This window comes from Streptomyces tateyamensis (assembly GCF_003205575.1).
GTDB lineage: Bacteria > Actinomycetota > Actinomycetes > Streptomycetales > Streptomycetaceae > Kitasatospora > Kitasatospora tateyamensis.
The window spans coordinates 1-17,439 of the sequence record NZ_PYBW01000080.1; the positions used below are offsets into that span (position 1 = coordinate 1).

Sequence of the window (17,439 nt, forward strand, 5' to 3'; positions counted from 1 at the left end):
TGACGTCTATAGGAGCATCCAGCTGAGCGTGGTGCGGGCCCGACTCCCCTCCAGGAGCCGGGCCCGCACCACGTCCGGCGGCGCTCAGCCGATGCAGCCCCCGCTGAGGATGTCCGCGAGCTTCGCCTCCAGGGCGGCCTCCGCCAGTTCCCGGCCCATCGGCACCAGCCGGTCGGCCCGGGCCAGGAAGGCGGCCAGCGGCGGGGCGGCACAGCGCAACTGCGCGACGCCGTCCGGCGAGCACAGCAGGATGCCGACCTCGGACAGCTCCTCGCCGACCGGGCGGATGCGCACGTCGCCCTCCCCGGTGGGCCGGCTGATGCCGTCGAGCAGCAGCTCCCGCCCGAACACCCAGCTGACCGGCACGTCCCCGGGCAGGTGGAAGGTCAGCCGCACCGCGTAGGGGTCGGTCGGGTCGTACTCCAGATCGACCACCAGGCGGAAGGAGAGCTCGCGGGAGACCACGAGGTTCATCACCACGTGCCCCTGGACAGTGCTGTGCATGCGCCCGTACCTCTCGTTCTGCCCGGGCCGTCACCTCCGTGCGGTCCTGCTCCGGCCGGGCATGCGGTTCGCTGTCGGTTGCTGTGCTGGTGCGTCGCGGTCGGGCGGATACCACCGGTTTCCCGTTCGTCCGCCTGTGCGAGTTTCGGCACCCGCCGCCTGCGGGATGCTCCCGCACAACGCCTGCGGAGGTGACGGCAGTGACTCCTGTGCCTGCGGCGCCGGGACCGGCACTCCATCCGGAACCGACTCCTCATCCGGGACCGACCCCCCATCTCCGGCCGGTGGTCAAGCGCACCGCCCGGGCGATCCTGCTGGACCTGGACCAGGAGGACCCGCGGCACGGCCCGGCCGCGCTGGTGGTGATCAAGCGCACCAGGCCGGGCAGCAACCCGTACTGGATCACCCCGGGCGGCGGCGTCGAGCCCGAGGACCGCACCGTCACCGAGGCGCTGCACCGCGAGGTGGACGAGGAACTCGGCGGCAAGGTGGTGGACGTGGTCCCGGCCTTCGTCGACACCGTCGCGCACTCCCACCACGAGGACGGCACCCTGTTGCACCCGCACGGGGTGAAGGTGCAGCACTTCTTCGTCTGCCGGCTGGCCTCGATGGACCCCGGGCGCCGGCACGGCCCCGAGGTGGACCAGCCGCGCGGCGAGTACGAGATCGTCCGGCTGCCCTTCACCCGGGAAGGGGTCACCGCGGTCAACCTGGTGCCGCCCTCGCTCCGTTCCTACCTGGCCGCCAACATCGAGGGCATCCGCGCGCTGCTGGCCCCCGACCTGTGAGCCGCTGCCGGCCAGGGTTTTCGAGGGCCAGGTGTCACAGCTCCAGGTCGTGGTGGATGTGCTCCAGCCGGACCCCGGAGCGGACCAGCATGCTGGCCGAGCGCCGCACCATCGCCGCCGGGCCGCTGAGGTAGGCCCGGTAGCCGTCCCACGGACCGAGCTGGGCCACCACGTCGCCGAGCAGCCCGGACAGCCCGCTGCCCGGGCGGACCACCTCCTCGGAGACCACCGGACGCACCGTCAGCCAGGTGTTGCGCCGCTCGAACTCGCGCAGCACCTCCAGCTGGTAGAGGTCCTCGGTCCGCCGGGCGCCGTAGAACACCTCCACCCCGCGACCGTTCGCGCCGTGCTGGGCCACCTCCTCGACCAGCGCGGTGACCGGTGCGATCCCGGTGCCGCCGCCCAGGCAGAGCAGGTCGGCGCCGTCGGTGTGGTCGACCACCATCGACCCGGTCGGCGGACCGAGCCGCAGCACGTCCCCGGGCTGGGCCCGGCGGACCAGCGCGCTGGACACCCAGCCGCTCTGCACCGCCTTGACGTGAAGTGTCAGCAAACCGTCGGGGCGCGGCGCGGTGGCGAACGAGAACGGCCGCCAGACCCGCGGCCACCAGGGGGTCTCCAGGGTGGTGTACTGGCCGGCCCGGTACGGGTACGGGTGGTCGGTGCGCAGCGTCAGCACCGCCACGTCCCGTTCGCGCACCTGGTGCGCCACCACCTCGGCCTGCCACCAGGGCGGGGTGCTGGCCGCGGCCTGCTCGGCGGCGTTGATCATGATGCTGGAGATCAGTCCGTACGCCCGACGCCAGGCCAGTTCGGTCTCGGCGTCCCATCGGCTGCCGCTGTACTTGGCCAGCGCCGCCAGCAGGCACTCCCCCACCGGGCCGTAGTGCGCGGTGGTGGTGCCGTACTTGCGGTGGCCGCGGCCGAGGTTGGCCAGGTACGCGGTCAGCCCGGCCGGGTCGTCGGCGCTGCGCGCGGCCAGCAGCAGGGCCCGGAAGAGCCGGTCGCGCTGCACGTCCATGGCGGCCGGGAACATCGAGCGGACGTCCGGGTGGTGGACGAAGAGCAGCGCGTAGAAGTGCGCGGTGGCCCGGTCCGCCACCGGCTCCACGATGGACAGGGTGCTGCGGATCAGCTCCAGGTCGTGCGGGGTGGGCGGCAGGTCGGCCCCCTGCGGAGCGGCGGGCGCCGGGGCCGGCGGGAGCGCGGCGAGGCCCTGGCCGGTCCAGGCCTGGCTCCACTGGTCCCCGGGGCCGGCCCAGTTGAGCCCGGGCGCCCAGCTGAACAGCGGCTCCACGACGGGGTGCGCCGCCGCCTGCTCGACCGCGTGCCCGATCGGCTGCTCGAACGGCTGCTCGATTGGCGCGAGCGCGAAGGCCGGTGGTACGGCGGGTGGTTCACTGGGCATCGGCGGGATCACCGGCGCGGGCATCGGCACTGGCACCGGCTCGGGCGCGGGCACGACGGGCGCGACGGGTGCGGCCTCCTCGGCCGTCGGCTCGGGCTCGACCATCCCCGGCACCGCGGTGGCCGCAGCCGATCCCTGACCGGAGCGGACCAGCAGCGCGGAGAGCGACTTCACTGCTACCTGACGGGTGCTCAAGAGAATCGTTTCGCCTCCGGTCGTCCCAGCAACGCCTCGGGTAGCGTGGCACGGCCGTACAGCTGATCCGACAAATCCCCGGAACGCCGGACGGCGGGCCGCCGCGCGCGCTAGGCTCCCGCCTTCGCCCGCCGCGACCCGCCGAACGGCACCTGCGCCAGTACCGGCCGTCAGTACCAGCCGTCGCACCAGGTGCCTCGCTGGACCTGGACGCAGACCTGGTCCCAGTAACCGGGCCCGTCGTAGTAGACCGGCGTCGAGGCGGAGCCGTTGGCGGGCACCCACACCAGGTCGCTCTGGGTGTACGTCGCCCCGCCGTCCTTCGACTGGCGGATGAAGACCCAGCAGGCGGTGCCGCCGGCCAGCGACGCCGTGCCCTGCGCGTACTCGTGCGAGGCCCCGTTGTACCCCTCGATCTCGTAGCGGTTCATCGAGCAGAGCCCGGCCGAGCCGGTCACCATGGTGGGACTCGAGTCGCGCAGCACGTACGTCTCGGCGAACGCACTGGCCGCCCCGGTGGCGAGCACCGCGAAGGCCATCGCGGCGACGGCCACCGGGCGAGCGGCCAGGCGGGTGGTACGGGACATCCGGAGCATGGTGGGACCCCTTCGAAGCGCATCGGAACACATCGGAACCCGATCCCCCGTGGTGGACCGGCACGCCGCACAGGCGCGTCCCCGACCTGCCCGGGAAGCGCGGCGGTTAAGCGGATCTCGGCGATCAAGGTGCCGGCCGCTGCCGGAAGGCCGGTTCCCGGATACACCGATCAGGATGAAACATTTCGGTAGGAATCCGGCAGTAGGCTTCGATGGCCGCCCGGCGACTGATGAGACGTCAAACAGTTTGCTCGATCGCATTCGTCGGTCTCTGGGGCCGGTCGGCAAGTTTTCGGACCGCTGGAGGAGGGAACGGGCGAGATGGCCATCAGGCTGTACAACACGCTGACCAAGCGCAAGGAGCAGTTCGTTCCCTCGGCGCCGGGGCTGGTCAGGATGTTCGTCTGCGGCCCGACTGTCTACGCTCTGAGCCACGTCGGCCACGCGAAGACCTACACCCAGTTCGACTTCGTCGCGCGCTACCTCAAGCAGCGCGGCTACCAGGTCACCTACGCGCAGAACCTCACCGATGTGGACGACAAGATCATCCGCCGGGCCGGCGAACTGGGCGTGGACGCGCGCGACCTGGCCACCGAGTTCGAGCAGCACTACTTCGACGACATGGCGGCGCTGCACAACACCAACGTCGACGTCTTCGGCCGGGCCCACGACCACATCGACGAGATCGTGGCCCAGGTCCAGCAGCTCATCGAGCGAGGCCACGCCTACCGACTCGACGACGGCTGGTACTTCGACCTGGCCACGTTCCCCGGCTACGGGAAGCTCTCCGGCCGCACCGAGGTGACGGCCGAGGACTCCCTTGCCCGGGTGGACGAGAACGAGCAGAAGCGCAACCCCGGCGATTTCGCGCTCTGGAAGGCCCGAAAGCCCGGCGAACCGTACTGGGCCACGGCACTCGGAGAAGGCCGGCCCGGCTGGCACATCGAGGACACCGCCATCACCGAAGCGCTGTTCGGCCCGCAGTACGACCTCCACGGAGGCGCGGTCGATCTCATCTTTCCGCACCACGAAGCCGAGATCGCCCAGATGGAGTCCGCATCGGGGCGCGAGCCGCTGGCCCGCTACTGGATGCACACCGGCCTGCTGCGCGTGGACGGCGCCAAGATGTCCAAGAGCGCCGGCAACTTCCTGACCATCAGGGACATCCTCAAGGTCGCCGACTTCCGCACCCTGCGCTACGCGTTCCTCAGCCAGCACTACCGCTCCTCGATGGAGCTGAACGACACCACGATCGAGCAGGCCCGAGCCGCCCGCCGCCGGGTGGAGAACTTCGCCCGCCTGATCGACCGCGACCGCGAGGAGAGCACCGCCGGGGCCGGCTTGGCCGCCAGGGTCAGGGAAGACCTCTACGAGCGGCTGGACGACGATCTGGACACTCCCGGCGCACTCGCCGTCCTGTTCGACTACATCCGCGAGCAGAACAGGCGGGAGGAGCCCCCGGGCCGTGCCGCCCTGGAACTGCTCAGCGACCTCAACGACCTCTTCGACGCCTTCAACCTGGACAGCCGAAGCGGTGACGCCGAGATCGAAGCCCAGTTGGCCCGCCGGCGCGAACTACGCCAGGCACGGAGGTTCGAGGAAGCCGACGAGATCCGCAAGGCCCTGCAGGAACGGGGGATCGTCATCGAGGACACCCCGGGCTGCACTCGATGGTGGGTCGCGGAAGAGGTGACACCCGCGTGAACCGGGAGCAGCGCGTTTCTCGGAACCCTCCTCACGTCGTGGGGTGGAGTTCCGTTTCGCGTTCGGCGGGTCCTCGCCCGCCATTCCTGTGTTGGAAAGATCCGGTCCTTGACCGTCGGTGTCCGCTTCGGGAGCATCGAATGCGATGGGGGAGCCGCTGACGACGCGTGGGGGCAGATGATGTTGCGCTGGTTGTCCGGGGAAGGCTCATGCAAGAACGGGACATGCCCGACGCTGTGGGGAACCGAGGATGGGCACTACGTGGTGCAGGGGTACGGGATTACTGACCCGGCCCGGTTGGCAGAGCTGAACCTGTCGGTCGGTGAGACGGCGGTCGAGATTCCGGCTGAGGTGCTGGAGAGCTATTTCCGCACTCGACTGGAGGCGTACCTCAGTGCTCAGGGGTGAGGACTTCGGCCGACTCTTCCGGACTTTCGAGCGGACGGCCTTCCGGCTGGAAACCCTGGCCGTCTACGACGTGGAAGAGGAGCGTGAGGAGTTCGCCGACTTCCTCGCCGGCCGGCCCCTGCCCTCGGAGAGCGCGGACAACCCATGGGTCCGTTCCATGACGGACCACGGCAAGCAGCTGGCCCGGGTGCACGTGCTCAGCTCCCCGCTCTCGGACTACCTCCGGTACGAGCTCGCGTGGTACCCCGGCAACGTCGCAGCCGGCGAGTCCATCGGCATCATCGACAAGTCCCGGCAGGAAGTAGCCGGGTTGCCGGATCGCGACTTCTGGCTGACGGCGGAGGCGGAGGCAAGGACGGACCCGGTCAGGCGGGCGGTGGGTCGGGCGGCGGGCACTCCGGTGCGCCGGACACGGCCCCGCATGACGGTCACCGGGACGCGCCGCCGAGCAATCCGCCCAAGCCGGGCCAGTAGGTGGTGTCGATGACTTGGGACGAACTCACCGATGGACTCCGCAGGTCCGGCGTGCTGTCGGAGGAATGGGAGGTGCCCTTCCGCGCCCTGCCCCGCAGCCGGTTCACCCCGGCCCGGATCTACCACGCGGGCGAGTGGATCGACCAGGGCACCGACCCGGCGCGCTGGTGCGAACTGGTCTGCACGGACCAGCCGTTGGTGACGCAGCTGTACGAGGGAACGGAGATGCCGTCCTCGTCCAGCTCCATGCCGACGGTAGTGGCGACGATGCTCCACCACCTGGATGTGGCTGACCGCACTCGGGTGCTTGAGGTGGGTACCGGCACGGGGTGGACGGCGGCCCTGCTGTCCCACCGGCTCGGCGGTGACAAGGTCGTCAGCATCGAGGTGGATCCCGAACTCGCGGCCCAGGCACGTGCTCGGCTCGACGCCATGGGGCTGCGGCCCCGTGTGGTGACCGGGGACGGCATGATCGGCGATCCGGCCGGGGCGCCGTTCCAGCGCATCCACCTGACGGCAGCCGTTCAGCGGGTGCCGGGGGCGTTGATCGAGCAGTGCGAACCGGGCGGGGTAATTCTGGCCCCGTACGGCACGGCGTTGTGCAACGGAGCGCTCGCGCGGCTCACGGTCGCTGCGGACGGCAGGTCGGCCGCAGGCCCGTTCGTGGCGGACGTGGCGTTCATGTGGGTGCGCGACCAGCGGCCCGACAGCGGAGAGTTCAGCATCGACACCGTTCGGTACAGCGCCTCGGAAGTCGATCCGGCCGACTTTGCGGACAACACGGACGCAGCGTTCGCGATCGGCCTGCGGGTGCCCGGGCTGTTCCGGCAAAGCGTCTGGGCTTCCTACGACCGCTTCGGCACCGGCCGCTTCGAGGTCTGGGACGGGACGTCGTACGCCCACTGCCGCCTCGCGGACTGGCTGGGCGATCACGCGGTGTCGCAGTCCGGGCCCCGGAACCTGTGGGAGGAGGTGACGGCCGCCTACCGGTGGTGGCAGCACCGCGATCGGCCGCACTTGTCGCGGCTCGGCCTGACGGTCACGGTGGCAGGCGAGCACCGGGCTTGGCTGGACGAGCCGGGAAACGTGATCGGCTGAACCAACGGTCGGCCGCCCGGGCTCACGCGCGGGCGGCCCGACCGTTGGCGTGTCAGCCGGCGAAGTGGTCGAACTCGCCGGCCTTGACGCCCTGGAGGAACTTGGCGAACTTGGTGGGGGTGGTGCGGACGATGATGTCGCCCTCGTCGGACTCGCGGAGTTCGATCAGGCCGTCAGTGGTGCGGACTTCCACGCACTCGTTGGCGTTGGCGCTGTAGCTGGACTTCTGCCACGACGAGCTAGCCATGTTTGCGTTGAACCTCTTTCATGGTCGAGCGGATGAAGCCCAGTGAGTCATCTTCTGAGAGAGCGATGGCTTCGATGCGCTCAAGGGTCGCACGGTAGCGTGCGAGCCGTGCGGGTTGATCAAGGATGTGGGCGCCGTAGGAGGCGTCGACCTGGACCGTGTCCAGTTCTGGCACGTCGCCCGCCATACGAACAAGATCTTCGCTCGGGACCGGGAAGGTGACCGCCTCGAAGGGGACGACCCTGATCGAGGTGCCCGGCTGCTCGAAACTCTCGATGAGGGAGGCGAGCTGGTCGAGGAGTACGTCACGCCCGCCATAGTGACCATGCAGGGCTGCCTCGTGCACCAACGCTCGGTACGGCGTCTCACAGGAGCGAATTTCCTGCTGCCTGCGCAGTCGGAAGGCGACCCTGAGGTCAATCTCCTGGCTGCGAAGAGGAACGAGCTCTCCTGCGAACAAGGCCTTGGCGTATGAACGTGTCTGAAGCAGCCCTGGGACAAAGGCCATGTTGAACGCGACGATCTCTCTGGCGTGGCCTTCGAGTTCCGCCACTTCAAGGAAGTCGATCGGGAGGGCTCCCTGGTACTCCTCCCACCAGCCGCCCTTGCTCCGGTCCGCGATGATGTCAGCCAGCGCATCGAGCAGGGGCTGGTTGTCGCACATGCACACCCTGGCGATCGCGTACAGCCGCTCCACGCTGACAGTGGTCTTGCCGCTCTCCAACTGTGTGACATGCGCAGGGGTGACGCCGAGCAGGCGCGCGAGCTGGCTGCCTCCGAAGCCGGCCTGCTCGCGCATTCTCCGCAGCTCAGTCCCCACGCGTCGCTGACGGAGCGTTGGGCTGGTGCGACTGGCCATGGCATCCTCTCGATTCTCGTCGGGTCAGTGTGCCGCGCGAGCTGCCCAGCGGGCCAGCTGTCACTCGGACGAGGGAACCCCGTACTGAGGCGGGTAAATTTACCCGCACCTGCGCTACGGTTGTCGCTGTACTGATCCGACGGATCGTCAGTAACGCCCGTCTTCGCGGCAGTAGGCGCCTGCTGTCCCGAACTGCACCGCAGAGCAACCGGATCCCGGCCTGGCTCACGGTGACGCATCCGCCGACCGCGAATCCACACCCCCTCACCCTGGAGCTCCGCCATGCCCTTCTGCACCCCTGCCCCCGAACCCCCCGACTGGTCCGCCGCCCGGCAGGAGCTGCGCGACCTCCTCACCGCCGCCGGCTGGGCCCCGGTCCTGATCGCCGACGCCGAGCTCGCGCTGCACGAGCTCTTCGTCGTGGAAGCACGGCGGCAGCCCCGCGCCCGTCGTCGTGGTCGTGCTCCTCGCCGACGGGGCGCTCCGCACGCTCCGGGTGTCCGTCGCCGACGAGTGCCCCGCCCTCCCGGAGCAGCGCGCCTGCTCCGCCGACCCGTACGAGCTGTCCGGCCGGGGCCTGCACCTGGTCCGCTCGCTCACCCACCGGTTCGGCGCGGCCCCGCACGAGCGCGGGGGCAAGACGGGTCTGGTTCGAGCTGGACTCCGCCGCGTGACCGCCGCCCGCCGCGAGCCGTTCGCGCCGACCGACCCGGCCCTGCTCGACTACACCGATGCCCAGATCGCCGGCCTGATCCGCGAACTCCAGCAGCGCGGCGAGAAGTTCGGCCTGCGCTGGGGCTCCGCCCGCACCAACGGCGGCTCGGTCGACGGGCACGCCCTGGTGAAGTTCGGCAACGCCCCCGTGAGCACCCTGCTCAACCTCCTGGCCCTCGTCGGACAAGCGGAGGGGAACGGCACATGGGAATCGTGATCCCGCTGGTCACCCAGCCAATCCACACCGAGCGCACCACCCTCGCCCACCTGGACGTCGAGTCCGTGCCCGACGCGGCAGTCCAGCTCCGCGCCGCCGTGGACCTCGACATCCACGTCGGTCCCGCCGAGCAACTCCTCCTCGCCCTCACCCACCAGCAGGCCGACCACCTGGTGCAGGACCTCGGGGCACGCCTCGGTTACCGCCTCATCGGCATCCGCCGGTGAGGCCCGGCACCGAGGACACCCTGATCCTCGCAGCCCTGGCGATCGTCTTCGCCCTCGCCCTCGCGAGCGTTGCCCTCGGGGTCGTGGCCACCGTCCGACTGACCAAGCCCGACGAGGACACCATGCCCCCGCCGGGCCGACAGTTCACTCCGGTCAGACCTGCCGCAGCAGCATCCCCGGACGCTCCAGGCAGTCCGCGACGAACCGCAGGAAGCCGCCGGCCGTGCCGCCGTCGCAGACGCGGTGGTCGAAGGTGAACGACAACTGCGTGACCTGACGGACCGCCAGCCGGCCCTCGTGGACCCAGGGCTTGGCGATGATCCGGCCGACGCCGAGCATGGCTGCCTCGGGGTGGTTGAGGATCGGGGTGGAGCCGTCGACGCCGAACACGCCGTAGTTGTTCAGCGTGAAAGTGCCGCCGGTCAGTTCCGCCGGAGTGAGCGAGCCGGACCGCGCGGCGGCGGTCAACCGGCCCAGTTCGGCGCCGAGCTGCTCGGTGGTGAGCTGCTGGGCGTCGCGCACCACCGGGACCACCAGGCCGCGGTCGCTCTGGGCAGCGAAGCCCAGGTGCACCGCGGGGTGGCGCCGGATCGCGGCCGGTGCGCCGTTGGCGTCCAGGTCCACGCTGGTGTTCAGCTCCGGGTAGCGGGCCAGCGCGGCCACGCAGATCCGGGCCAGCAGGGCCAGCAGCGAGACCTTGGGCGCGTCGGCCTGGTTCATCTGGGCCCGGATGGCGAGCAGTTCGGTGGCGTCCGCGTCCACCCAGCAGGTGGCGGCCGGGATCTCGTGGTGGCTGCGGGTCAGCTTCTCGGCCACCGTGCGGCGCAGGCCGCGCAGCGGGACGGAGTCGGGGGAGGAAGGAACCGCCGGGGCGGCCACCGGCACCGCCGCGGTCTCGATCGCCCGGTTCACGTCGGCCCGCATGATCAGCCCGTCCGGCCCGCTGCCGGTCAGTGAGCCCAGGTCGACCGCGTGCTCGCGCGCCAGCTTGCGCACCAGCGGCGAGATGACGGGTACGACCGCCGGAGCAGCGACCACCGCCGGAGCCACCGCCGGAGCCACTGCCGGAGCCGCCGCTGCCGAAGCCGCCACAGCCGTCGCCCCCAGCCGCCGGCGCCGCGCGCCCTTGCCGCCCTCGGCCACGCCGTAGCCCACCAGCGGGCGCTCCGGCTGCGGGTCCGGCACGTCGGTGCCCGGCTCCGGCGACACCGCCACCGTGACCAGCGGCTGGCCCACCAGCCGTTCCTCGCCCTCCTCGCCGAACCGCGCGGTGACCACCCCGCCGTAAGGGCAGGGCACCTCCACCACCGCCTTGGCGGTCTCCACCTCCACCACCGGCTGGTCGACCGCGATCACCTCGCCGACCTCGACCAGCCAGCGCACCACCTCGGCCCCGGTCAGCCCCTCCCCCAGGTCGGGCAGGGTGAACTCGCGCACGATCGGCATCACCGTCACGCCTCCCACTGCAGCTTGGCGACCGCGTCCAGGATCCGGTCCACACCGGGCAGATGGTGGTGCTCCAGCATCGGCGGGGGGTAGGGGATGTCGAAGCCGGTGACCCGCAGCACCGGCGCGGCCAGGTGGTGGAAGCACCGCTCGGTGACCCGGGCGGCGATCTCCGCGCCCACCCCGCCGAAGCCGGTGGACTCGTGCACCACCACGGCGCGGCCGACCGAGCGGACCACCTCGCAGACCGTGGCGTCGTCGAACGGCACCAGCGAGCGCAGGTCCAGCACCGCCAGGTCCCAGCCCTCGGCGCGGGCCGCCTCGGCCGCCTCCAGGCAGACCGGCAGCGAGGGGCCGTAGGTGATCAGCACCGCCGAGCGGCCGGTGCGGCGCAGCACCGCACGCCCTACCGGCGCCACGGCGGCGGCGGTGTCCAGCTCGTCCTTGGACCAGTAGAGCCGCTTGGGCTCCAGGAAGACCACCGGGTCGTCGGAGGCGATCGAGGCGCGCAGCAGCCCGTAGGCGTCGCCCACCGTGGCCGGCGTGACCACGTGCAGGCCGGGGGTGCTCGCGTAGTACGCCTCGGAGGAGTCGCTGTGGTGCTCGACCCCGCCGATCCCGCCGCCGTACGGCACCCGGACGGTGATCGGCAGCGCCAGCCTGCCGGCCGTGCGGTTGCGCATCTTCGCGACGTGCGAGACCAGTTGCTCCATCGCGGGGTAGGCGAAGGCGTCGAACTGCATCTCCACCACCGGGCGCAGGCCGTACATCGCCATGCCGATCGCGGTGCCCAGGATGCCGGCCTCGGCCAGCGGGGTGTCCAGGCAGCGGTCGGCGCCGAACTCGGCGGCCAGGCCGTCGGTGATCCGGAAGACGCCGCCGAGCTGGCCGACGTCCTCGCCCAGCAGGTGCACGGTCGGGTCCTCGCGCATCGTGTCCCGCAGCGCGCTGTTGAGCGCCTGGGCCATGGTGGCGGTGCGGGTTTCGGTCACCAGGCTCACTGCTCCGCCTCCGCCGCCAGCTCGGCCGCCAGCTGCTCGGCCTGCTCGCGAAGTTGACTGGTCGGTTCGGCGTACACGTGGGCGAAGAGCGAGGCCGGGTCCAGGGTGGGCTCGGCGTGGAACTCGGTGCGCATCCGGGCGGCCAACTGCTCGCCCTCGGCGGTGGCCGCGGCCACCGCCGCGTCGTCCAGCAGGCCGGCGGCGCGCAGCTCACGCTCCATCAGCAGGATCGGGTCGTGCTGCTGCCAGGCCGTCACCTCCTCGCCCTGCCGGTAGCGGGTGGCGTCGTCGGCGTTGGTGTGCGCCTCCAGCCGGTAGGTGAGCGCCTCCACCAGGGTCGGTCCGCCGCCGGACCGGGCCCGCTCCACCGCCTCGGCGAGCACCGTGTGCACCGCGACCGCGTCGTTGCCGTCCACCAGCCGGCCCGGCATCCCGTAGCCGACGGCCTTGTGGGCCAGGCTCGGGGCGGCGGACTGCTTGGTCAGCGGGACCGAGATCGCGTAGCCGTTGTTCTGCACCAGGAAGACCACCGGCGCTTTCAGCACCGCGGCGAAGTTCAGCGCCTCGTGGAAGTCGCCCTCACTGGTGCCGCCGTCGCCGAGCATGGCCAGCGCCACCGCCGGCTCGCCGCGCAGCCGGGCCGCGTGCGCCAGGCCGACCGCGTGCGGGGCCTGGGTGGCCAGCGGGGTGCAGAGCGGGGCGGTCCGGGTGGCCTTCGGGTCGTAGCCGGTGTGCGCGCTGCCGCGCAGCAGGGTCAGCGCCTCCAGCGGGTCGACCCCGCGGCCGACCACGGCGAGGGTGTCGCGGTAGCTGGGGAAGAGCCAGTCGTCCTCGCCCAGCACCATGGCCGCGGCCACCTCGCAGGCCTCCTGGCCGGTGGAGGAGGGGTAGACGGCCAGCCTGCCCTGCTTGGTCAGCGTGGTGGCCTGCTGGTTGTAGCGGCGGCCGACCACCAGGCGGCGGTACAGCTCGCGCAGCAGCGCGGGCCGGTACCCGGCCAGCTCGGGGGTGCCGAGCACCCGCACCGGGGCGGGGTCGGGCAGGAGGGGCGCGGGATCGGTCCGCGGCGCGGTCGCGCCGGGCAGCCAGCCTGGTACCGGCGCGGTCGGCCGGTGGTCGAGGACGGTCATCGGGCACCTCCAAGGGGTGGGGAGGGCAGCAGGAGCAGCAGGAACTGGGGGATTGCCTCCCAACCGATTGTTCGGTTGTCTTTTCATTGTGGCCACAGCACGGTGAAGGTGCTGGACATTCGGCCGCTCCGGCAGTCTGCTGAAAGCAGCACGTCCATCATCGGAGGGCTTGGGCACATGGGCGCTGAACAAATGGCCACAGCGGCGGCCGGGCGGGTCGCGCTGCCGGCCCAGGGCGCGCACCCCGTGCCGCATCCGGTGACCCAGCAGTCCCCGGCGCCCCACCCGGACCGCAGCCTGGACCGGGTCGACCGGTCGATCCTGCGGCTGCTCCAGCAGGACGGCCGGGCCTCGATCCGCTCGGTCGCCGAACGGGTGCACGTCTCGCGGGCCAACGCCTACGCCCGGATCGCCCGGATGATGGAGGACGGGGTGATCCGCGGCTTCACCGCCCGGGTCGACCACGAACGAGCCGGGCAGAGTGCGACCGCCTACGTCACCCTGAAGATCGTGCAGAACTCCTGGCGGAGCGTGCGCGAGCAGCTGCTGGAGCTGCCGGGGGTGGCGCACATCGCTCTGGTGGGGGGCGAGTTCGACGTACTGATGCTGGTGCACACGGCGGACAACCGGGCGCTGCGCGAGCTGGTGCTGGGCAGCGTGCAGTCGATCCCTGGGGTGCTGTCCACCCAGACCCTGCTGGTCTTCGAGGAGACCGACCGGGTGCCGCCGGCCTGAGCCGTGGGGTGGGCCCTACGCCCGCAGCCCGTCGAAGGCCAGCCGGACCACGGCCTCGGCCACCCCGTCGGCCTGCGGCGAGCCCGGGCGGTACCACTCCACGATCGAGTTGATCATGCCGAACAGCAGCCGGGTGGCCAGCCGCGGCTCCACCTGCGCGCGCAGCTCGCCGGCGGCCACCGCCTCCCGGACCAGCTCGGCCACCCGGTGGTCGAAGTCGCGCCGCCGCTCCAGCGCCCACTGCTCGGTGCCGGTGTTGCCGCGCACCCGCAGCAGCAGGGTCACGTAGGGCAGTTCGGTCAGCAGCACCTCGGTGGTGCGGCGCACCACGTGCTCCAGCCGGTCCACCGGCCGCCCGGAGGTGGCGGCCGGCTCGTCCAGGGTCCCGAACAGCCCGTCCAGCGCCCGCCCGACCGCCAGCCGCAGCAGCTCCTCCTTGCCGCGCACGTGGTGGTAGATCGAGGACTTGGAGATGCCGGCCGCCCGGGACAGGTCCTCCATCGAGGTCCCGTCGTAGCCGCGCGCGTTGAAGACCTGCACCGTCACCGCGAGCAGCGATTCGACGGTGTACGTGGTGCGGTTCGGGGTGTCGGCCATACCCCTGAGTATCCCCGGCCGGTCGGGCGGCCTTCATCCGGGCGGCACTCTTGACCCGACCGATCGTTCGGTTACGCTGAGGAGCGTCAGGCACTGGACTGCCGTAACCGCTAGGAGCGCCGCATGGCCGCCGTCGACGAACTGATCGAGCGTCACCAGGAGACCCTGTCCCGCGCGCTGACCGCGCTCACCGAGCGGGACTACTGGTCGCCCTACCCCGAGTTCCCCAAGGCCTACGGCGAGGGCGCGCCGGCCGAGGCCAAGGCGGCCTTCGAGGCGCTGCTCGGCACCACCTTCGAGCTGCCCGGCCAGCCGGCCGCCGGCGAGCCGGTGGCCACCGAGGCCTCCCCCTTCGGCATCGAGCTGGGCATCAGCTACCCGCGCGCCGACGTGGACGAGCTGCTCACCGCCGCCGCGGCCGCCCGGGCCGGCTGGGCGGCGGCCACCCCGCTCGCCCGCGCCGCGGTCTGCCTCGAGGTGCTGGCCCGGATCAACGCCCGCTCGCACGAGATGGCGCTGGCCGTCCAGCACACCACCGGACAGGCGGCGGCGATGGCCTTCCAGGCCGGCGGCCCGCACGCCCAGGACCGCGGTCTGGAGGCGGTGGCCTACGCCTACGCCGAGCAGGCCAAGCTGCCCGCCACCGCGAGCTGGACCAAGCCGCAGGGCAAGCGCGACCCGCTGGTGCTGACCAAGGAGTTCATCACGGTCCCGCGCGGCACCGCGCTGGTGATCGGCTGCAACACCTTCCCGACCTGGAACGGCTACCCGGGCCTGTTCGCCTCGCTGGCCACCGGCAACCCGGTGGTGGTCAAGCCGCACCCGCGCGCGGTGCTGCCGCTGGCGATCACCGTGCGGATCGCCCGCGACGTGCTGGCCGAGTACGGCTTCGACCCGAACACCGTCACCCTGGCCGCCGAGCGGGACCGCGAGGGCATCGCCAAGACCCTCGCCCTCCACCCGGACGTGCGGATCATCGACTACACCGGCTCCACCGAGTTCGGCGTCTGGCTCGAGGAGAACGCTAAGCAGGCCCTGGTCTACACCGAGAAGGCCGGCGTCAACATCGTCGTGGTCGACTCGACCGACGACTACCGGGGCATGCTGAACAACCTGGCCTTCGCCCTGTCGCTGTACACCGGCCAGATGTGCACCACCCCGCAGAACCTGCTGATCCCGCGCACCGGCATCAGCACCGACCAGGGGGACAAGTCCTACGACGAGGTGGTGGCCGACCTGGCCGCCGCGATCGAGGGCCTGCTCGGGGACGACGCGCGGGCCGCGGCGATCCTGGGCGCCGTGGTCAACCCGGGGGTGCTGCAGCGCAGCGCGGCCGCCGCCGGCGGCGAGTACGGCGACCTGGCGCTGGCCCCGCGGGTGGTGGAGTCGGCCGAGTTCCCCGGGGCCACCATCCGCACCCCCGCGCTGATCAAGGTCGAGGCGCACAAGCCGGACGACCGGGCGCACTTCCTCACCGAGTGCTTCGGCCCGGTCTACTTCGCCGTCGCGGTGGACTCCACCACCGACGCGGTGGACCTGCTGCGCCAGAGCGTCACCGAGCACGGCGCGATGACGGCCACCGGCTACACCACCTCGCCCGCGGTCGAGCACGAGCTGGTGCAGGCCTGCCTGGACACCGGGGTCTGCCTCTCGCTCAACCTGACCGGCGGGGTCTACCCGAACCAGACCGCAGCCTTCTCCGACCTGCACGGCACCGGCGCCAACCCGGCCGCCAACTCCGCGTACACCGACGCCGCCTTCGTGGCCAACCGGTTCCGCGTGGTGGAGGTCCGCCGCCCGGCCTGACGCACCGTGCGCGCCCGGGCGGGCCGGCCGGCGGGGAATCCTGTTGGCCGGCCCGCCCGGCTCTGCTTGGATCGCTGGATGATCACGATCGAGAAGCTCACCCCCGCCGACCGGCCGGCCTGGGAGCAGCTGTTCCGCGGCTACCTGGACTTCTACCGGCGGACCGAGCCGGCCGAGACCTTCGACCGGTCCTGGGCGGGCTTCCAGGCCGATGACCGGATCCACGCGCTGGGCGCCAAGCTGGACGGCCGGCTGGTCGGCCTCACCCACTTCCTGGTGCACGCCAACACCTCGGGCCCGGACGTCTGCTACCTGCAGGACCTGTTCACCGCGCCCGAGGCCCGCGGCCAGGGGGTGGCCCGGGCGCTGATCGAGGCGGTGGCCGAGTTCGCCCGCGAGCGCGAGTGCCTGCGGGTCTACTGGATGACCCACGAGACCAACGCGACCGCCCGGCTGCTCTACGACCGGCTGGCCGACAACCGCGGCTTCATCCGCTACCAGATCGAACTGTAGGGACACCCCTAGACGAGCCGGCGGACCACCCGGGCCGGGTTGCCCACCGCGAGCACCCCGGCCGGCAGGTCGCGCACCACCACCGAGCCCGCGCCCACCACGGTGTCGGCGCCGATCGTCACCCCGGGGCAGACGATCACCCCGCCGCCCAGCCAGGCGTTGTCCCCGATCACCACCGGCAGCGCCCGCTCCCACCCGGCCCGGCGCCGCTGCGGGTCCAGCTCGTGGGCGGGCGTCAGCAGCTGGACGTTCGGCCCGATCTGCACGTCGGCCCCCAGGGTGATCGGCGCGGCGTCCAGGAAGACCGCGCCGAAGTTGACGAAGCTGCGCGCGCCGATCCGCACGTGGTAGCCGAAGTCGCACCGGAACGGCGCCCGGATCCGTACCTCCTCGCCCAGTTCGCCCAGCAGTTCGGCCAGGATCGCTTGCCGCTCGGCCGGTTCGGCGAGCTGGGCCGCGTCGTAGCGGGCGCAGAGCTCGATCCGTCGCCGGGTGTCGGCGGCCAGTTCCGGATCGTCCGGCCGGTACCACTGGCCCGCCAGCATCAGCTGCTTGTTGCTCAGTTCGGTCATGCCCGGATCCGTACCCCGCCGGGGCGGGGGTGAATGCGGTGCCCCAGGTGGCTGGGAACTTGCTGGGAGTTGCGCCAACACCGTCCTTGACGTGGGTGCCGTGCCGGACCGTTCGTCCGATTTTGTCGGTAACCGGCGGCCCCGGCCGGTTCAGCCCGCACTCAGGCGGCGCCCAGGACTTCGCAAGAGGTGCGGGCGAA

General features: G+C 71.6%; 20 protein-coding genes. 10 read left to right on the forward strand and 10 right to left on the reverse strand.

The window, feature by feature from the left end; translation table 11 throughout:
- Window positions 1-84 precede the first annotated feature (84 nt).
- Window positions 85-504, reverse strand: a complete 420-nt coding sequence (locus C7C46_RS20900; RefSeq protein ID WP_110671412.1) for an SsgA family sporulation/cell division regulator — start codon at window positions 502-504, stop codon at window positions 85-87.
- A 284-nt stretch (window positions 505-788) separates the two neighbouring features.
- Here C7C46_RS20900 and C7C46_RS20905 point away from each other — a divergent pair, with 284 nt between their 5' ends.
- Window positions 789-1,292: an NUDIX domain-containing protein gene (locus C7C46_RS20905; RefSeq protein ID WP_245984643.1), complete on the forward strand. Its 504-nt coding sequence runs from the start codon at window positions 789-791 to the stop codon at window positions 1,290-1,292.
- Window positions 1,293-1,326: 34 nt separating this feature from the next.
- On the opposite strand, the gene C7C46_RS20910 is transcribed toward C7C46_RS20905, so the two are convergent.
- Window positions 1,327-2,895 (reverse strand): globin domain-containing protein, encoded by a 1,569-nt coding sequence (locus C7C46_RS20910; RefSeq protein ID WP_245984644.1) that lies wholly within the window; start codon window positions 2,893-2,895, stop codon window positions 1,327-1,329.
- A 170-nt stretch (window positions 2,896-3,065) separates the two neighbouring features.
- Complete coding sequence (locus tag C7C46_RS20915; RefSeq protein WP_146259156.1) at window positions 3,066-3,482, reverse strand: hypothetical protein; 417 nt, start codon at window positions 3,480-3,482, stop codon at window positions 3,066-3,068.
- A gap of 330 nt (window positions 3,483-3,812) precedes the next feature.
- On the opposite strand from C7C46_RS20915, the gene cysS reads away from it, so the two are divergent.
- From cysS to C7C46_RS20935, 4 genes are all read left to right on the forward strand, one after another.
- A complete protein-coding gene (cysS, locus tag C7C46_RS20920; RefSeq protein ID WP_110671415.1) occupies window positions 3,813-5,195 on the forward strand; it encodes a cysteine--tRNA ligase in 1,383 nt (460 codons plus the stop codon).
- A 108-nt stretch (window positions 5,196-5,303) separates the two neighbouring features.
- Window positions 5,304-5,603, forward strand: coding sequence for a hypothetical protein (locus tag C7C46_RS20925; protein ID WP_220040662.1), 300 nt, complete (start codon window positions 5,304-5,306; stop codon window positions 5,601-5,603).
- On the forward strand, window positions 5,590-6,090 hold the full coding sequence (locus C7C46_RS20930; RefSeq protein ID WP_245984646.1) for a DUF6879 family protein: 501 nt from the start codon (window positions 5,590-5,592) through the stop codon (window positions 6,088-6,090). Before C7C46_RS20925 ends, C7C46_RS20930 begins: the two co-directional genes overlap by 14 nt.
- On the forward strand, window positions 6,087-7,175 hold the full coding sequence (locus C7C46_RS20935) for a methyltransferase domain-containing protein (protein WP_110671416.1): 1,089 nt from the start codon (window positions 6,087-6,089) through the stop codon (window positions 7,173-7,175). Before C7C46_RS20930 ends, C7C46_RS20935 begins: the two co-directional genes overlap by 4 nt.
- A gap of 52 nt (window positions 7,176-7,227) precedes the next feature.
- On the opposite strand, the gene C7C46_RS20940 is transcribed toward C7C46_RS20935, so the two are convergent.
- Both C7C46_RS20940 and C7C46_RS20945 read right to left on the reverse strand, forming a co-directional pair.
- On the reverse strand, window positions 7,228-7,422 hold the full coding sequence (locus tag C7C46_RS20940; RefSeq protein WP_110671417.1) for a DUF397 domain-containing protein: 195 nt from the start codon (window positions 7,420-7,422) through the stop codon (window positions 7,228-7,230).
- On the reverse strand, window positions 7,415-8,281 hold the full coding sequence (locus tag C7C46_RS20945; RefSeq protein WP_110671418.1) for a helix-turn-helix domain-containing protein: 867 nt from the start codon (window positions 8,279-8,281) through the stop codon (window positions 7,415-7,417). The genes C7C46_RS20940 and C7C46_RS20945 overlap by 8 nt, the downstream gene beginning before the upstream one ends.
- A gap of 460 nt (window positions 8,282-8,741) precedes the next feature.
- Here C7C46_RS20945 and C7C46_RS20950 point away from each other — a divergent pair, with 460 nt between their 5' ends.
- Both C7C46_RS20950 and C7C46_RS20955 read left to right on the forward strand, forming a co-directional pair.
- Complete coding sequence (locus C7C46_RS20950) at window positions 8,742-9,212, forward strand: ATP-binding protein (protein ID WP_146259157.1); 471 nt, start codon at window positions 8,742-8,744, stop codon at window positions 9,210-9,212.
- On the forward strand, window positions 9,200-9,439 hold the full coding sequence (locus C7C46_RS20955) for a hypothetical protein (RefSeq protein ID WP_110671420.1): 240 nt from the start codon (window positions 9,200-9,202) through the stop codon (window positions 9,437-9,439). The genes C7C46_RS20950 and C7C46_RS20955 overlap by 13 nt, the downstream gene beginning before the upstream one ends.
- A 153-nt stretch (window positions 9,440-9,592) precedes the next feature.
- Here C7C46_RS20955 and C7C46_RS20960 read toward each other — a convergent pair whose 3' ends face one another.
- Genes C7C46_RS20960 through pdhA form a run of 3 tightly spaced genes read right to left on the reverse strand, consistent with a single transcriptional unit; the run spans window position 9,593 to window position 13,016 of the window.
- Window positions 9,593-10,885, reverse strand: a complete 1,293-nt coding sequence (locus tag C7C46_RS20960; protein WP_110671462.1) for a dihydrolipoamide acetyltransferase family protein — start codon at window positions 10,883-10,885, stop codon at window positions 9,593-9,595.
- 5 nt (window positions 10,886-10,890) lie between these two features.
- Window positions 10,891-11,853, reverse strand: coding sequence for an alpha-ketoacid dehydrogenase subunit beta (locus C7C46_RS20965; protein ID WP_110671461.1), 963 nt, complete (start codon window positions 11,851-11,853; stop codon window positions 10,891-10,893).
- A gap of 29 nt (window positions 11,854-11,882) precedes the next feature.
- On the reverse strand, window positions 11,883-13,016 hold the full coding sequence (gene pdhA / locus C7C46_RS20970) for a pyruvate dehydrogenase (acetyl-transferring) E1 component subunit alpha (RefSeq protein ID WP_110671421.1): 1,134 nt from the start codon (window positions 13,014-13,016) through the stop codon (window positions 11,883-11,885).
- Window positions 13,017-13,193: 177 nt separating this feature from the next.
- Here pdhA and C7C46_RS20975 point away from each other — a divergent pair, with 177 nt between their 5' ends.
- Complete coding sequence (locus C7C46_RS20975; RefSeq protein WP_245984648.1) at window positions 13,194-13,751, forward strand: Lrp/AsnC family transcriptional regulator; 558 nt, start codon at window positions 13,194-13,196, stop codon at window positions 13,749-13,751.
- 15 nt (window positions 13,752-13,766) lie between these two features.
- Here C7C46_RS20975 and C7C46_RS20980 read toward each other — a convergent pair whose 3' ends face one another.
- On the reverse strand, window positions 13,767-14,348 hold the full coding sequence (locus C7C46_RS20980; RefSeq protein WP_110671423.1) for a TetR/AcrR family transcriptional regulator: 582 nt from the start codon (window positions 14,346-14,348) through the stop codon (window positions 13,767-13,769).
- Window positions 14,349-14,471: 123 nt separating this feature from the next.
- Here C7C46_RS20980 and paaN point away from each other — a divergent pair, with 123 nt between their 5' ends.
- Together paaN and C7C46_RS20990 are read left to right on the forward strand one after the other, a co-directional pair.
- Entirely contained in the window at window positions 14,472-16,154 is a 1,683-nt protein-coding gene (gene paaN / locus C7C46_RS20985; RefSeq protein ID WP_110671424.1) for a phenylacetic acid degradation protein PaaN, read from the forward strand.
- 78 nt (window positions 16,155-16,232) lie between these two features.
- Entirely contained in the window at window positions 16,233-16,667 is a 435-nt protein-coding gene (locus C7C46_RS20990) for a GNAT family N-acetyltransferase (protein WP_110671425.1), read from the forward strand.
- Window positions 16,668-16,675: 8 nt separating this feature from the next.
- Here the strand turns inward: C7C46_RS20990 and C7C46_RS20995 are convergent, their stop codons facing one another.
- A complete protein-coding gene (locus C7C46_RS20995) occupies window positions 16,676-17,239 on the reverse strand; it encodes a sugar O-acetyltransferase (RefSeq protein WP_110671426.1) in 564 nt (187 codons plus the stop codon).
- Window positions 17,240-17,439 lie beyond the last annotated feature (200 nt).

Bases quoted from the DNA above. Each gene is read 5' to 3' on its own strand.
- pdhA (WP_110671421.1), bottom strand. From the start codon at position 13,016: ATGACCGTCCTCGACCACCGGCCGACCGCGCCGGTACCAGGCTGGCTG.
- C7C46_RS20915 (WP_146259156.1), bottom strand. From the start codon at position 3,482: ATGTCCCGTACCACCCGCCTGGCCGCTCGCCCGGTGGCCGTCGCCGCG.
- C7C46_RS20935 (WP_110671416.1), top strand. From the start codon at position 6,087: ATGACTTGGGACGAACTCACCGATGGACTCCGCAGGTCCGGCGTGCTG.
- C7C46_RS20960 (WP_110671462.1), bottom strand. From the start codon at position 10,885: ATGCCGATCGTGCGCGAGTTCACCCTGCCCGACCTGGGGGAGGGGCTG.
- C7C46_RS20990 (WP_110671425.1), top strand. From the start codon at position 16,233: ATGATCACGATCGAGAAGCTCACCCCCGCCGACCGGCCGGCCTGGGAG.
- C7C46_RS20965 (WP_110671461.1), bottom strand. From the start codon at position 11,853: ATGGCCCAGGCGCTCAACAGCGCGCTGCGGGACACGATGCGCGAGGAC.
- C7C46_RS20955 (WP_110671420.1), top strand. From the start codon at position 9,200: ATGGGAATCGTGATCCCGCTGGTCACCCAGCCAATCCACACCGAGCGC.
- paaN (WP_110671424.1), top strand. From the start codon at position 14,472: ATGGCCGCCGTCGACGAACTGATCGAGCGTCACCAGGAGACCCTGTCC.
- C7C46_RS20940 (WP_110671417.1), bottom strand. From the start codon at position 7,422: ATGGCTAGCTCGTCGTGGCAGAAGTCCAGCTACAGCGCCAACGCCAAC.
- C7C46_RS20900 (WP_110671412.1), bottom strand. From the start codon at position 504: ATGCACAGCACTGTCCAGGGGCACGTGGTGATGAACCTCGTGGTCTCC.
- C7C46_RS20980 (WP_110671423.1), bottom strand. From the start codon at position 14,348: ATGGCCGACACCCCGAACCGCACCACGTACACCGTCGAATCGCTGCTC.
- cysS (WP_110671415.1), top strand. From the start codon at position 3,813: ATGGCCATCAGGCTGTACAACACGCTGACCAAGCGCAAGGAGCAGTTC.
- C7C46_RS20945 (WP_110671418.1), bottom strand. From the start codon at position 8,281: ATGGCCAGTCGCACCAGCCCAACGCTCCGTCAGCGACGCGTGGGGACT.
- C7C46_RS20975 (WP_245984648.1), top strand. From the start codon at position 13,194: ATGGGCGCTGAACAAATGGCCACAGCGGCGGCCGGGCGGGTCGCGCTG.
- C7C46_RS20995 (WP_110671426.1), bottom strand. From the start codon at position 17,239: ATGACCGAACTGAGCAACAAGCAGCTGATGCTGGCGGGCCAGTGGTAC.